The 13,405-nt window shown below is 38.9% G+C and carries 18 protein-coding genes; 13 read left to right on the top strand and 5 right to left on the bottom strand.

Annotation, left to right across the window (positions count from 1 at the left end; genetic code table 11):
* Positions 1-279: 279 nt before the first annotated feature.
* The gene (locus tag AB986_RS07390) at positions 280-507 is read right to left on the bottom strand and encodes a hypothetical protein (RefSeq protein ID WP_152670935.1); all 228 of its coding nucleotides are present in this window, start codon (positions 505-507) and stop codon (positions 280-282) included.
* A 178-nt stretch (positions 508-685) separates the two neighbouring features.
* Here AB986_RS07390 and AB986_RS07385 point away from each other — a divergent pair, with 178 nt between their 5' ends.
* The 4 genes from AB986_RS07385 to AB986_RS07370 all read left to right on the top strand — a co-directional run bounded on the left by AB986_RS07385 (position 686) and on the right by AB986_RS07370 (position 4,561).
* Entirely contained in the window at positions 686-1,573 is an 888-nt protein-coding gene (locus AB986_RS07385; protein WP_048310218.1) for a diacylglycerol/lipid kinase family protein, read from the top strand.
* Positions 1,574-1,702: 129 nt separating this feature from the next.
* Complete coding sequence (locus AB986_RS07380) at positions 1,703-2,647, top strand: nucleoside hydrolase (protein WP_048310984.1); 945 nt, start codon at positions 1,703-1,705, stop codon at positions 2,645-2,647.
* Positions 2,648-2,844: 197 nt separating this feature from the next.
* The gene (locus AB986_RS07375) at positions 2,845-3,453 is read left to right on the top strand and encodes a serine/threonine-protein kinase (protein WP_053216071.1); all 609 of its coding nucleotides are present in this window, start codon (positions 2,845-2,847) and stop codon (positions 3,451-3,453) included.
* A gap of 4 nt (positions 3,454-3,457) precedes the next feature.
* The gene (locus tag AB986_RS07370) at positions 3,458-4,561 is read left to right on the top strand and encodes an AI-2E family transporter (protein ID WP_048310217.1); all 1,104 of its coding nucleotides are present in this window, start codon (positions 3,458-3,460) and stop codon (positions 4,559-4,561) included.
* A gap of 57 nt (positions 4,562-4,618) precedes the next feature.
* Here AB986_RS07370 and AB986_RS07365 read toward each other — a convergent pair whose 3' ends face one another.
* Positions 4,619-5,416 carry a peptidoglycan-binding protein gene (locus AB986_RS07365; protein ID WP_048310216.1) on the bottom strand — a complete coding sequence of 266 codons (798 nt, stop codon included), beginning with the start codon at positions 5,414-5,416 and terminating at the stop codon, positions 4,619-4,621.
* A 245-nt stretch (positions 5,417-5,661) separates the two neighbouring features.
* Here AB986_RS07365 and AB986_RS07360 point away from each other — a divergent pair, with 245 nt between their 5' ends.
* The 5 genes from AB986_RS07360 (at position 5,662) to AB986_RS07340 (ending at position 9,152) form a co-directional block, all read left to right on the top strand.
* Entirely contained in the window at positions 5,662-5,925 is a 264-nt protein-coding gene (locus AB986_RS07360) for a hypothetical protein (protein ID WP_048310215.1), read from the top strand.
* 126 nt (positions 5,926-6,051) lie between these two features.
* Positions 6,052-6,699, top strand: a complete 648-nt coding sequence (locus AB986_RS07355) for a type 1 glutamine amidotransferase domain-containing protein (protein ID WP_048310981.1) — start codon at positions 6,052-6,054, stop codon at positions 6,697-6,699.
* 114 nt (positions 6,700-6,813) lie between these two features.
* Positions 6,814-7,767, top strand: a complete 954-nt coding sequence (locus AB986_RS07350) for an alpha/beta hydrolase (RefSeq protein ID WP_048310214.1) — start codon at positions 6,814-6,816, stop codon at positions 7,765-7,767.
* Between the two features lie 205 nt (positions 7,768-7,972).
* Entirely contained in the window at positions 7,973-8,254 is a 282-nt protein-coding gene (locus AB986_RS07345; protein WP_048310213.1) for a hypothetical protein, read from the top strand.
* Positions 8,255-8,282: 28 nt separating this feature from the next.
* Positions 8,283-9,152: an aldo/keto reductase gene (locus tag AB986_RS07340; RefSeq protein WP_048310212.1), complete on the top strand. Its 870-nt coding sequence runs from the start codon at positions 8,283-8,285 to the stop codon at positions 9,150-9,152.
* 203 nt (positions 9,153-9,355) lie between these two features.
* Here the strand turns inward: AB986_RS07340 and AB986_RS07335 are convergent, their stop codons facing one another.
* On the bottom strand, positions 9,356-9,862 hold the full coding sequence (locus AB986_RS07335; protein WP_048310211.1) for a cupin domain-containing protein: 507 nt from the start codon (positions 9,860-9,862) through the stop codon (positions 9,356-9,358).
* Positions 9,863-10,117: 255 nt separating this feature from the next.
* Here AB986_RS07335 and AB986_RS07330 point away from each other — a divergent pair, with 255 nt between their 5' ends.
* Positions 10,118-10,618 (top strand): PTS sugar transporter subunit IIA, encoded by a 501-nt coding sequence (locus AB986_RS07330; protein WP_048310210.1) that lies wholly within the window; start codon positions 10,118-10,120, stop codon positions 10,616-10,618.
* A 156-nt stretch (positions 10,619-10,774) separates the two neighbouring features.
* Here the strand turns inward: AB986_RS07330 and AB986_RS07325 are convergent, their stop codons facing one another.
* Positions 10,775-11,080 carry a hypothetical protein gene (locus AB986_RS07325; protein WP_048310209.1) on the bottom strand — a complete coding sequence of 102 codons (306 nt, stop codon included), beginning with the start codon at positions 11,078-11,080 and terminating at the stop codon, positions 10,775-10,777.
* A gap of 268 nt (positions 11,081-11,348) precedes the next feature.
* On the opposite strand from AB986_RS07325, the gene treR reads away from it, so the two are divergent.
* Positions 11,349-12,068, top strand: coding sequence for a trehalose operon repressor (gene treR, locus AB986_RS07320; RefSeq protein ID WP_048310208.1), 720 nt, complete (start codon positions 11,349-11,351; stop codon positions 12,066-12,068).
* A gap of 45 nt (positions 12,069-12,113) precedes the next feature.
* On the opposite strand, the gene sinI is transcribed toward treR, so the two are convergent.
* Positions 12,114-12,248 (bottom strand): DNA-binding anti-repressor SinI, encoded by a 135-nt coding sequence (gene sinI / locus AB986_RS22025; protein ID WP_236690317.1) that lies wholly within the window; start codon positions 12,246-12,248, stop codon positions 12,114-12,116.
* A gap of 258 nt (positions 12,249-12,506) precedes the next feature.
* On the opposite strand from sinI, the gene AB986_RS07315 reads away from it, so the two are divergent.
* Both AB986_RS07315 and AB986_RS07310 read left to right on the top strand, forming a co-directional pair.
* Entirely contained in the window at positions 12,507-13,025 is a 519-nt protein-coding gene (locus tag AB986_RS07315) for an SRPBCC family protein (protein ID WP_048310207.1), read from the top strand.
* A 27-nt stretch (positions 13,026-13,052) separates the two neighbouring features.
* Positions 13,053-13,295 (top strand): hypothetical protein, encoded by a 243-nt coding sequence (locus AB986_RS07310; protein ID WP_048310206.1) that lies wholly within the window; start codon positions 13,053-13,055, stop codon positions 13,293-13,295.
* The last annotated feature ends 110 nt before the right edge of the window (positions 13,296-13,405 follow it).

Genomic DNA, 13,405 nt, shown 5'->3' with positions numbered 1-13,405 from the left:
GTGTCGAAAAATGTTACACAATTATGAACTTTTCTAAATAATAGCATGAACTGTAAATTTATATCAATAGCGAAACTCTTTGGAGGATGATTTTATTCAATAGCTATGTTAATGAACAGTGTTGATTTTTGGCTTATTTACGCCCTGTGGTGACCTTTCAGCAGACCTGAAAGGTGAGTGAAACTTCAGTTTCACTCGAATGAGCCAATAATCGAGAAATCAACAATATGAATTAACATAGCCTATTCAATAGATATGTAAAGCGGAAGGGTTACTAGATCATCTAGAAACTCTTTTTACCAGCCATTTTTGAATACCATAAGCAAGACTAGCTGAGATAACGATGACGACGATCGTCGTTAGAACGGAATTCTCAGCAGTAGTATAGTCGCCAAACTGTGTATAAGACTCTCTATCAAAGAACAATGTGTAAGAGAGCCCCGTGATAAATTGTAAGATGAAAAATAGTACGATGAAACTAATAGAGAAATAGAGTTGTTTCTTCAATTCTTCTAATCCTTTCCGATTCATTCGTGTGTTGGTTCCAACTAAATGTCTTCGTACCTGTTCTTCATTTCTCGGGTGGGTGAATTGGTGAAACGATCAAATCTGTTTCGAGATACTAAAAGAAGGGAATGAATGAAGCGGAATACATAACGATTAAGGTCTTAAGGAGGGCTCTACATTGAAGCGAGCGATGCTAATCATTAACCCATCTTCTGGTAAAGAAAAGGCTAAGGATTTTGAAGATCAAGCAGTAGCGATTTTAGAACAAAATCATGTTGATGTAACTGTAAAATATACCGAAAAAGAAGGGGATGCTGTTCGATTTGCTAGAGCTGCTTGTGAAAATCACTTTAATACGCTTGTAGCTATGGGTGGTGACGGCACAATTAACGAGGCTGTGAATGGCCTTGCGATGGAAAAAGAACGACCGGATTTTGGGTTTATTCCACTAGGGACTGTTAACGACTTTGCAAGAGCATTAGGCATTCCAATGCAACCCAAAAAAGCGCTCCAAGTTCTCGGTCAGCAGCATACTAAGCCGGTCGATATTGGTCAAATTAATGAGCGGTATTTCATGAATGTTCTTGCTGTTGGAGCTATAGCAGAAGCTGTGTATGACGTTAGTCCAGAACAAAAATCAAGGTTTGGACCACTCGCTTATTTAATTGAAGGTGCAAAAGCTTTAAAAGACAAAACACCATTTGATTTAACTATTTCGTATGATGGAAAGGTGTGGGATGGAAAAGCGTATATTATGCTTGTGGCGTTAACCAATTCCGTAGGAGGAATCGAATCGTTCGCAGAGCATGCAGAAGTAAATGATGGTTATTTCCATGTGTTTATTCTACGAGAGCTTTCACTTCCACAAGTATTTAAAATTATTCCGGACCTATTTAGTGGTAAGTTGCAGAACAATGGACAGGTAGAGTACTTTGCAGCATCAAACCTTAAAGTTGAATCGAAATCTGATCTTGTTGTAAATATCGATGGTGATGAGGGGGTACAACTTCCTTTCGAAGCAAAAGTCATGCATAACGAACTCAATATATTTGTTCCAGAAGAGTAGGGGCTTCCTACTCTTTTTTTATGATCTTCAGCTATTCCTCTTCTTAGGATTAAGTTTTCAACCTTCTTAAATTCCGAATGATTGAATATCTTAGTCAGTATAGAATGGAAGGGGAATGAGGTGTGGAACTTGAGAAAGAAAGTGCTCTTTTTTGGTGATGTAGGAATTGATGATACGATCGCTCTTATGTATGCCTATTTCTCAAATCATATCGATGTGATCGGAATCGTGGCGTCTTACGGTAATGTTTCGAAAAAACAGACGACCCGAAACGTCAGGTACTTATTAGAAAAGGTTGGAAGGTCAGATATTCCAGTCATGGGCGGAGCCGAGAAGCCGATGACTGGGGAAGTTCCTGTATTCTACCCCGATGTTCATGGACCACAGGGGCTAGGACCGATCTCACCACCTCCTGTCGATGCTCAACCATTAGAGAATTTCTTCGAAGTGATTGGAATTATTGAGAAATATTCAGATCTAATCATTGTGAATGTGGGGAGGATGACTTCTCTCGCAACACTATTTCTACTCTATCCTGATACTATGAAATCAATTAAATCCTATTACATTATGGGGGGTGCGTTTAACGTGCCAGGCAATGTAACACCAAGTGCTGAAGCCAATTTCTATGCTGATCCGGTGGCGGCTAACATTGTAATGAAGTATGCAGAAAATGTATTTCTCTATCCATTGAATGTAACGCAAAATGCAATTGTTACTCCTGGCATGGTGAACTATATTAATAGAAAAGACAGGACACAGTTGTTAAAGCCGTTACTTGATTATTATTATGAAGAATTCTATAAGAAAAAGGTTCCAGGCATTGAAGGTGCTCCTGTTCATGATGCATTAACGATGATGGGAGTAGAAGGAGGAACAATGTGTGAATTCTATCGAACGGCTGTGGCTGTAGAGATTACGGGTGCAGCGCGTGGTTTAAGCATTGGTGAATTTAGAAACACAGATGAGCCTCATGACTTCGATGGAAGACCGATTCAGTCTGTCGCTATCTCACTTGATTACTTATTATTTTACAAAACATTTATGGGAACAATGAGTGGAGAGGTATTCTAAAGAGATGAAACATTTATTGCGCTCTCTTCGTATAGTAGAATGACTGATCTACTGGTCGAATAAAAAGCCAATTCGACCTCTTTTACACTTAGGCAGGGTGGACAGGCATTTTTCTCTAAACGTTTCCTATCTTTGAAGGAGTAAAGTATACTTAACTTAAATATATGTTGGATTGATTATGAAGAGGGTGCACGGATGTGAACGTTATAGCTGATATGGTTAATAGCATTATTATAAGAGACGAAACAGTGATAACTAAACCAGATGAGCTTGTTATTGTTGGAAGAGGAAGAAGTGCAGTTGTATTCAAGCTACCCCATGAAGATAAAGTGTTGAAGGTTTTCTATCCAGCCTATACTCACCTAGCAGCACAGGAGGCGTCTATTTATCACGAACTTGATAATGCTACCTATTATCCTACCCTTTATGAAGAAGGAGCAGGTTATCTTGTTCTTGAATATTTAGAAGGTATGACTCTTTACGATTGTTTAAGACAAGGAAAAATAATTACGGAAGAGATCATAAAGCAAGTGGATCAAGCTCTTGACTATGCCAGACAGAAAGACTTAAATCCATCTGATACTCACCTACAAAATGTTATGCTTCTTTGGAACGGGGAAGTAAGGGTTATTGATGTTGTTCGCTTCCGTCAAGCTACCGTATGTACACACTGGGATGATTTGAAATCAGTCTATTATAACTATTATCAACACAGCTATTTTCCAAAAAAATATCCAAGGTGGGTTATTGAGACAATTATTCGTCTCTATCGTCGTGGTTATATACGAATCAAAAAAAGGAAGTGATAGTATGCAGCAATCTCGATTATTTCGCTTTTTCGTTTGGTTGCTTCTCATTTTTACAGTGATCTGGGTGGGGAGCAGAATTGACTTTATTTTTCGACCGCTAGTCATTTTAGTAACCACGCTTGCGTTTCCGATCATTGCGGCAGGTGTCTTTTACTACATTCTACGACCTGTTATTGCACTACTAGAGAAATGGAAGATTCCTCGTCCGCTAGGGATCCTCATCGTTTATCTGGCTCTTGCAGGTGGTATGACGGGTCTTGTTATCAGTATTGGTCCAGTTCTCGTTGATCAGTTTAATAGTCTTGTTAAAGGAGCCCCAAACCTCATTTCTGATTTACAAAGAGCGATTAGTGATTGGGAGCGAAACCCTTACATAGCCAGACTTCTTCAAAGTGATATGGTGGACATTAAAGGCCTTACAGAGCGAATCTCAGGTTCTATTGGTGAAATTAGCTCATCATTTGGAAACTATATCTTCTCCATTCTAAATGTAGTAACAAATGTACTTATCGGCATTGTCTTACTGCCATTTATACTGTTTTTTATGTTGAAAGATGGAAAGAAATTAATGCCTTCTTTATTACGCGTAGTACCTAAAGAGCATAGAAAAGAAGGCGCGAAAATACTTGAGGATATGGATGATGCGCTTAGTGGATTTATTCAGGGGCAGCTCATTGTTAGTTTGTTTATCGGAACGTTCGTCTATATCTGGTATGTCATTATCGATTTGGAATATGCGTTAATTCTGGCATTAATTGCGTTGTTTCTTAATGTTGTTCCATTTATTGGACCTATTATCGGAACCGCACCAGGTGTGATTGTTGGTCTTATACAATCACCGCTTACAGCACTGTGGGTTGTTCTCGGGGTCATTGTGATTCAACAGATTGAAAGTAATCTTGTTTCACCACTTGTGATGGGAAAACGCCTTGATATCCATCCTCTTACAATCATTTTACTACTTCTTGTAGCAAGTAGTCTTGCGGGCTTCCTCGGATTGATCCTTGCGATTCCAACATATGCGGTTCTCAAAGTAATTTTCACACATTCGTATCGATTAATTAAATTGCAGCAGCGAGGAAAACATGCCACTCGTAGCTCGTAGCTATACAAATAAGGACAGGCCCTTTTAGGGCCTGTCCTTATTTAATTTTTTATGAGGTTACTCAATTACTTTTATCGTAACGTCTTTTCTTCCCCAGTTCATCGCGTCATCTTTATTTGGGACGAATACATCAATTCGATCTCCATCAATAGCGCCACCGATGTCTGCAGCAATGGCAACTCCATATCCTTCTACATCAACAATCGAGCCAAGTGGGATAACGTCGGGGTCGACGGCAACAACTTTTGCGTCTGAATAGGTTTTTAAATCAAGGCCCATCTTTGTGACGCCTGAACACCCTTCGCAATTCGCTGTATATGCGGTGCTTTCAACTGTTATTTCTTTTCCAGCTGCTGATCCCTTTGAAGCTTTGCGATCTAATGTTTCTCGAGTACCTGGTCCAGCAATCCCGTCAACTTCAAGGTTGTTGTCGCGCTGAAATTGCTCAACTGCCTGAACTGTTCCAGATCCATAAATACCATCCATCGAAACGTTATAATTTAATTGTGATAATTGGCTCTGGATATGTATAACTTGCTTTCCAATATTACCTCTACGCAATACTTCTATTTTTTGAATCGTTTCTGGTCCTGCAATGCCATCATCTTTAAGATTTCTTGAACGTTGGAAGTCTTTAACTGCTTCCTCTGTAATCTCTCCATAATAACCTGTAGCTGTATGATATGGAAAATCACCTTTTGTCATAAGGTAATCTTGTAGTTCAGAAACATCTGAGCCTTGAGCACCTTTTTGCAGTGTTCGATCTCCGAATGCAGCTGAAGCAAATGTAGGTGTGGCTATAAAAATCACACTCGCCAACAGGATCATTGTTATCTTTCTTGCGTTTCGTATCATGTTATTTCCTCCCCGTTTTAATGCTTAACACACGTGAAAGCTTTCGGGAGGAAGAAAGACTATCCGTCTTTAATGCGAAAAATCACTACGAAATATTCATGATTTGCCCATATTATGGTAGAGAGTGAGTGACATATTTCGTTGTTTTCTAATCGAATCATAAAAAGAAGATTGACTCTTAATCGGCTGAATCAGAAAATAGAAGGTGGCTTAGAAACGGATTTGTAGGAGAGGAGTTCTTATATATGAAACAACTAGATCGAAAATGGATTCATATTATCAACATCATTTTAGGAGTCATTATAGTTCCCTACTCAATTCTAGAGCTGATCGGTGTCTTTCTATTAACTGATAACAAGTTGTATGCACTCGTTCCGATTGGCCTTCTATTGGTATGGTTCGTATTTTACATCGTCCAAGTAAAGACGCAAAAAACACTTCTTGTTATGATTGCAGTATTTATTAACATTTTCTACATCTTTTTCATCATTCCGAAATTGTTATATTGAAAAACTTTCTGTTTTGTAGAATTTGATGAATACTTTTTTTCATATCGGGTATTGTACTAAAGTGGTCATGAAGAACTACAATGCAAAAGAAGTTAAAGGAGAGGAATTCAATTGACTAAAGTATTAATGGTCGTAACAAATCATACAGAAATCGATTCAGAGCATAAAACGGGACTTTGGCTAGAAGAGTTCGCTGTTCCTTATAACATCTTCAAAGACAAAGGGTATGATATTAAAGTCACTTCAATCCAAGGTGGAGAAGTGGAGCTTGATCCAAATAGTATTCCTGAAGAAGATCCAAAAGAGTGGGAAGATGCTCAGAACCAGCTTAAGCATACAACGAAGGTAACAAAAGAAGATGCAAACAACTTTGATGTTGTCTTCCTACCTGGTGGTCACGGCACAATGTTTGACTTCCCTGATAACGAAGTATTGCAACACATCCTACAAGAGCAGGCAGAAGCTGATAAGATTATCGGTTCTGTATGTCACGGTCCAGCTGGACTAGTTAATGTAACGTACAAAGATGGTACACCACTAGTAAAAGGTAAGACAGTAAGTGCATTCACTGACTCTGAAGAACGCGAAATGGGTCTAGTAGAGCAAATGCCATTCTTACTTGAATCGAAGCTTCGTGAAAAAGGTGCAAACTTTGAATTAGCTGATAACTGGTCAGTATTCTCCGTTCGTGACGGTAACTTGATTACAGGACAAAACCCTCAATCAAGTGAAAGTGCCGCTAACAAAATCATCGAAGCAATCGAAGGTAAGTAAGAAAAAGTAGCAGACCCAAGCGGTCTGCTTTTTTTTCTATCTAATGATTAACAAGGAACTTGAATACTATATGTAGAAAGAAAGTAGAGTATTAGAGTAGAAGGAGGTTTATGAATGCCGGTATACGAATCGATACAATGGCTTTTGAGATCACAACAAAATAACCCACCTCTTTATAACCTATCTCTTGATGAAGCGCGAAGGAAATTTAACGAAGGAGCGTCATTGATGGCCGGGACAAGAGAACAGGTAGCCAAAGTAGTCGATCGCGTCATTCAGGTTGAAGACGGTGAAGTAAACGTTCGATGCTATTATCCCGTATCTGTAACCCATGAAGAGCGTTTACCTGCCTTCGTTTTCTATCATGGTGGTGGCTTTGTCTACGGTAATATCGAAACACATGATGTGTTTTGCAGATTGCTATCCAATCGTTCCAAATGTATTGTCATCTCGGTCGATTATCGACTTGCACCTGAGCATAAATTTCCGAAAGCTACAGAAGATGCTTACCAAGCTTTCCTTTGGGCACATAAACATGCAGAAGAATTAGGAATTAATGATACTCGTATAGCAGTTGGTGGTGATAGTGCAGGAGGAAACCTTGCAGCCGTAACAGCGATTAAGGCTCTGGAGAGGGGAGCACCATCTATTGCTTATCAGCTGTTAATCTATCCCGTAGTAGATAGCGCGAAGATTTATCCCTCCTATAAAGAAAACAGCGAAGGGTACTTTTTAACTGCTGCAGAAATGAAATGGTTTCACGAACAATACGTAGAGGAGACAATTGATCCATTTAATCCTCACTTGTCTCCTCTTCATTCCGAACATTTAGCTGATCTTCCTTTAACTCATATTGTTACAGCTCACTATGATCCTCTTCGAGATGAGGGAGAGGCCTATGCTGAAAAAATTAGTCAAGCTGGAGGCAGAGTATCTGTCAAACGTTATGATAGAATGGTACACGGATTTATTAGTATGACTGGTGTTGTGCCAGAAGCTTATACTGCAGTAGAAGAGCTTGGGGAAGAGTTGAGAAGGGTTTTATATGAGGAGTCGATGGTGAGATAGGTTCTATTGTTGATGTGGATGAGAGTCTCTTAGTGCTTGACGGGTCTAAACGGCCACTTCCGCTTTAGACATCTAGCTGCGCGGGCCAAATCCTCCGGCTGTTTCGCCCATGAGAATGAGACAAAAAGCGTCTCAGTCTCATGTGCTCCAACATCCTGCGGATTTAAACGGGCCCGCTCCGCTTTTGAGGAAAGGATTTGTTTTTTTGGATATTATTTTTAGTCAGCCTTTTGTTGTTGTTGAACGTAAGATTGAACGGACTGGGCAGAGAACGATTGAGGAGGAGCATACGATAGAGTTGTATGTGGATCGGATTCGTGCTGGGCAGGAGGATTTTGCGCTTGGGGATGTTTTTGATGTGTCTTATCGCTTTACTTCTGCCCTTTACGGTTTTTTGTATCTTCATACAAACCGCGGTGTCGTTTCTTATATTATAAAGAAGGATCCAAGTATTTTTATTGAGGAGTATAAGAAGTTGATTCAATAGTGAAATTCAATCTTAAGGAGGCTAGTTCATGGGCATTGATAAGCGTGTGACTCTTTCGAATGGTGTAAAAATGCCATATCTTGGTTTTGGTGTTTTTAAGCTTGGAGATGGTGAGGAAACGACGAATGCTGTGAAGATTGCGCTTGAAACGGGTTATCGAGGGATTGATACAGCCTCTTATTATGGAAATGAAGAATCTGTTGGACGTGCAATTAAGGAATCAGGGGTTGAAAGAGAGGATCTCTTTATTACTTCCAAAGTGTGGAACGATGAACAGGGATACAATGCCACTCTTAGAGCGTTTGAGCGTTCACTTGAGCGACTGCAAACGGATTACCTTGATTTGTATTTAATTCACTGGCCGGTGCCAGGGTTGTATACTGAAACTTGGCAGGCGCTTGAAAAGCTCTATCATGAGGGTAAGGTATGTGCGGTTGGAGTAAGTAACTTCGAACCGCACCACCTTGAAGCCATTTCCAAAATCTCTAGTGTCAAACCCGTTATTAATCAGATTGAGTTTCATCCCGAGTTGCTTCAGGGAGAAGTACGTGATTATTGCCTATCGAAAGGGATACAAGTAGAAGCTTGGTCTCCGCTGAAGCGTGGTCAGGTTCTGAATGAACCTGTAATTCAAACGATTGGTAAGCAACATGGCAAGACGCCAGCCCAGGTAGTACTTCGTTGGTGTCTACAACATGATATAGTTCTTAATGTGAAATCTTCCAAGGAAGAGCGCATTAAAGAAAACGCCGATCTATTTGATTTTGAATTAACAGAGGAAGAAATGGTTTCGATTGATTCTTTGCATGCTGATAATCGTATTGCCCATCATCCAGATAGCCTTGATTTTTATGAGAAAACGGTTCCTGGATTTAAGAAATCTCAATACTCCTCATGAAAAAGACGCCGCTTAGGCGTCTTTTTTAAGGCTCTTTTCTAAAAGATTGATGTTGATACAAATATTGAAAAAAACATACTTAGTGATTGGAGCGGAAGGATGCTCGACTCCTGCGGGATGAGCGGGACAGGTGAGACCCCACTGGAGCGGAAATTAACCCACTCCTATAGCAACGATGTATACGAAAAGAGCCTTTTTTATGTTTAATTTAAATCCGACCATAGTACAACTAAGTGACCATTTTGTCCTTGAAGGGGATCAGTGGAAGGTAGGGGGACATTTTGAATGTTCTCAATCACTTCGGGTCGTTCTTCGGCTTCCCCTGTTTTTAAATCGTGTGACATGCCGTTTGGATATGCTCCGACAACTTTAAAATCTGCTGAACTTTGTTCTTTCTTATGGCCAACTCCTGCAGGAATGACAACAACATCACCTTTCTCCACTTTTACGCTTTCGCCATTTTCGCCTCCGAACGTTATAGAAGCTGACCCACTGATCACTCCAAGCACTTCATGTGTATTGCTGTGATAATGGTGGTACGGAAATACGCCATTTTCCCATGAATTTGACCACTTGTTTTGTTTAAACAATTTTATACAAGAATCGATTCGACCCTCAAGGCTCCTCCGATAGAGAACTAAAGGCAAAGAATTATTTGGTATATGACCGTTATCTGAGAAGTAAAACGTCTCTGTATATAGTTTGTTCATCTATTCATTCCCTCCCTCCTTTTGTCTTTTACTAATACACGTTTCGAAAATTTATTAAACCTTACATAGTTTAGCGATGGACGATACGGGAAAACACTAATTGTCTGTCAAAGCCTACCTTACCCCTTAGAAAAAAGAAATAAGGTAAGCTCTCCAGTTGACTATCTTGTCTATACAAGATAAACTTCATTTGTAAGCAAAACTTGTATAGACAAGATAAATATAAATGAAAGCGGTTGAAAGGAGAATGTTTACATGCTAAAAAAACTTTTTGGTAAAAAAGAAAAATCTCTAGATGAGGTTATTTATTCCCCGCTAAACGGTAAAGTTGTAGAGCTTGAAACGGTACCTGATCCAACATTTTCTCAGAAAATGATGGGGGATGGCATTGCGATCGAACCAACTGACGGTAAAGTTGTTTCACCTGTAAATGGTAAGATCATTCAATTCTTCCATACGAAGCATGCTGTAGGTATTGAATCTGAATCAGGTCTTGAGATTCTCATTCACGTTGGACTTGAAACAGTTGGCATGGGTGGCGAAGGCTTTGAAGGTCATGTGAAAGAAGGCGACAAGGTCAAAGTCGGTGATCCATTAATTACGGTTGACCTTGATCTTGTTAAAGAAAAAGCTTCTAGTACTATTACACCTGTTATCATTACGAATCCTGATGTTCTAGAAACTGTAGACAAAAAGTATTCAGATGGCGCTACAAATGAAACAGAAATCATGTCCACAAAAGTAAAAAGAAATTGAAATAGACTCTAGAAATATGGACAATAACTAGTTTAAAGATATAGCCAATTAGAACAAATGTGAGAGTTATATTTTACTAAACCCAATATTAAAAAGGGAACTTCTATAATAAAAAAGTGTAGAGAAAAATTTTTCTCTACACTTTGCTGTATTCAATTAGTTAAAATAAATATAATATGGAGAATAAGATACGTTAACTACTCTTCCATTAGTACTTGTAACTCTTGACTCAATTTGTTGAGACCATTTACAGGTATAGTTTGAGCTGCTAGAAATGTAACTACCATACTCATTAACTGCGTTTTCACATTTCCTTGCTAATGTTCCCCAAGAAGATGATGTCAATTGAGAACCACTAAAAGTAGTGTAATATGGTCCGTATGTAGTTGGGTTAGCACTTGCAGGATTTATACCAACAAAAAGAAATCCAACTACTGCACATAATAAAATAATTTTTTTCATGTTTTTCCCTCCCTTATTTACGAAGATAACCATATCATATAATTATCGATAAATTACCATATTATTAAAAATTAGGTAATTTATCACAATTAAATTAAGGATAGAACCTAGTTTTGGTGACTTTGGTAATGGTGGTAAATTCCTAGTAAAATGAATGTCTCTCCTAATAATACTTTTGTAACTTTTTTAAAAGTATTATTAGGAGTATTAAAAAAAGTAAGACCATATGAGTCTATTGTTTATCATCTAACACAGGCAAGGTGATTCTATGAAACAAACCAAGTATCAGCAAATATATAATGAGCTCTCATCTAGCATTCAAGATGGTACCTATAAGCCTAATAGCAAGTTACCATCGGAGCATGAACTTGCTGATGCGTTCGGTACATCTCGTGAGACGATACGTAAAGCACTCAATCTGCTTTCTCAGAATGGCTTGATACAGAAAATTAAAGCGCGCGGATCTGTGGTGCTTGATCTTAACCGATATGAGTTTCCTGTATCAGGTCTTGTAAGTTTTAAAGAGCTTTCTGAAAAGATGAATCGCTCATCACGTACGATTGTCCACCAATTGGAGAAAAAGATTCCTTGTAAATGGGTGAGGGAGCAGTTAGATTTGTCTGACGACTCACTTGTATGGCACGTTGTTCGTGCCCGTGAGATTGATGGAGAGAGAATCATTCTTGATCGCGATTATTTTCCTGTAGACTATGTACCAGAGTTAACAAAATCAATTTGTGAGAATTCCATCTATGATTATCTCGAAAATGATATGGGGTTAACGGTTAGCTATGCGAAGAAGGAAATTGTTGTAGAAGAGGCTGATGAAGATGATCTTCTCTATCTTGATTTAAACGAGTACAAGCATGTTGTAGTAGTACGAAACTACGTGTATTTAAATGATACAACGCTAATCGAGTATACTGAATCTCGACATCGGTTGGATAAATTCAGATTTGTTGATTTTGCAAGACGTGAGAAGCAGTAGTAGCAAAATGAGCCACCAAGCATTAGCTTGGTGGCTCATTTACATTTAACTAATAGTGATCCCTTTTTGTTCCCCTACTTCTATTAAGAAAGCCTTAAATTCTTCTTTCGTAATGGTTGATTCCATAGCTTCCTCAACAAGACGTCTCCATTCCTCGGGTAAGCTTTTCTCGCTATTCACATAACATTTCCCCTTTTTTCTGAATGTATGACATTGATAACCATCTAGGTGAGTGGTTAATAGTATCATATACAAAGTTATGACAAACTTCAACAAATTTTCTCATTATTCATTCATTTTAATGGTAACTATGCGAAAAGTATTATGAATATAGCGCTCTTACGTGAAGGAAATATACCTCTTGTGCAGAACTTTTGAAAGATAGAACGCCTGCAGATGAATGATAAGAACGAAGCATTAAATTTTAGGAGGATAAAGATGACAATGAAGAGTGAATTCCAAAAAGATCAAACTGAGTTAGTTATTGAGAGAACATTTGATGTACCACGAGAGCTATTATATGCAGCATGGACAAGCCGGGAGAAATTGGAGAAGTGGTGGGGACCTAAAGGGTATGACCTGCATGTTACGCAATTCGATCTTCGCTCAGATGGCATCTTTCTCTATAAACAACAGTCACCCGAAGGAATGGAAATGTGGGGCAAGTTTGAGTTTAAGGAAATCGATGCGCCAAGGAAGCTCATGTATATAAGTTCATTTTCCAATTCAGCAGGGGAAACGGTTCGAGCACCGTTTAGTTCGTCCTGGCCCCTCGAAATTCAGAATACCCTAATGTTTGTAGAACAAGATCGTACAACTAAATTAATAATGCGAGGAACCCCTCTCAATGCAACTGCGGAGGAATACCAAACATTTGAAGCTGCCAAAGAACAAATAGAAGAAGGATTCAATGGAACGTTAGATCAATTAGAAAGTTATTTAGATGACATTCTATAGTTTTTATTCAATTATGGAAGTCTCTGATTGGCACTAAATCTCTCCGAAAGAGTTTTGAAAAAACCACTTTTAGCTGATTGGAGCGGAAGGATGCTCACCGCCCGCCCCGCGGAAAGCGAGCATCCTGGAGCGGAAATTACCGGCTATAGGAACAATGTCTACGCTAAAAGCAAAAAAGGGAAAGCCCCTCTCAATTATGAGAAGGGCTTTCGCTATGACTTGCCATGGTACAGCCGGTCACCTGACAGCATCTTTTTAATGAAAAGATAATGACCGGCTATATCAAGAAGTGTTGTCATAAAAATGAAATGCAATACCTGTTTGTGCAAAAAGATATAGGGGAAGATTTAAGAGTAGTTAAAAAATAGATGAGTGAAAAC

This window comes from Guptibacillus hwajinpoensis (assembly GCF_001039475.1).
GTDB lineage: Bacteria > Bacillota > Bacilli > Bacillales > Guptibacillaceae > Guptibacillus > Guptibacillus hwajinpoensis.
The sequence above is the reverse complement of the archived record's forward strand: the minus strand, read 5'-3'. Positions and strand labels throughout refer to the sequence as shown.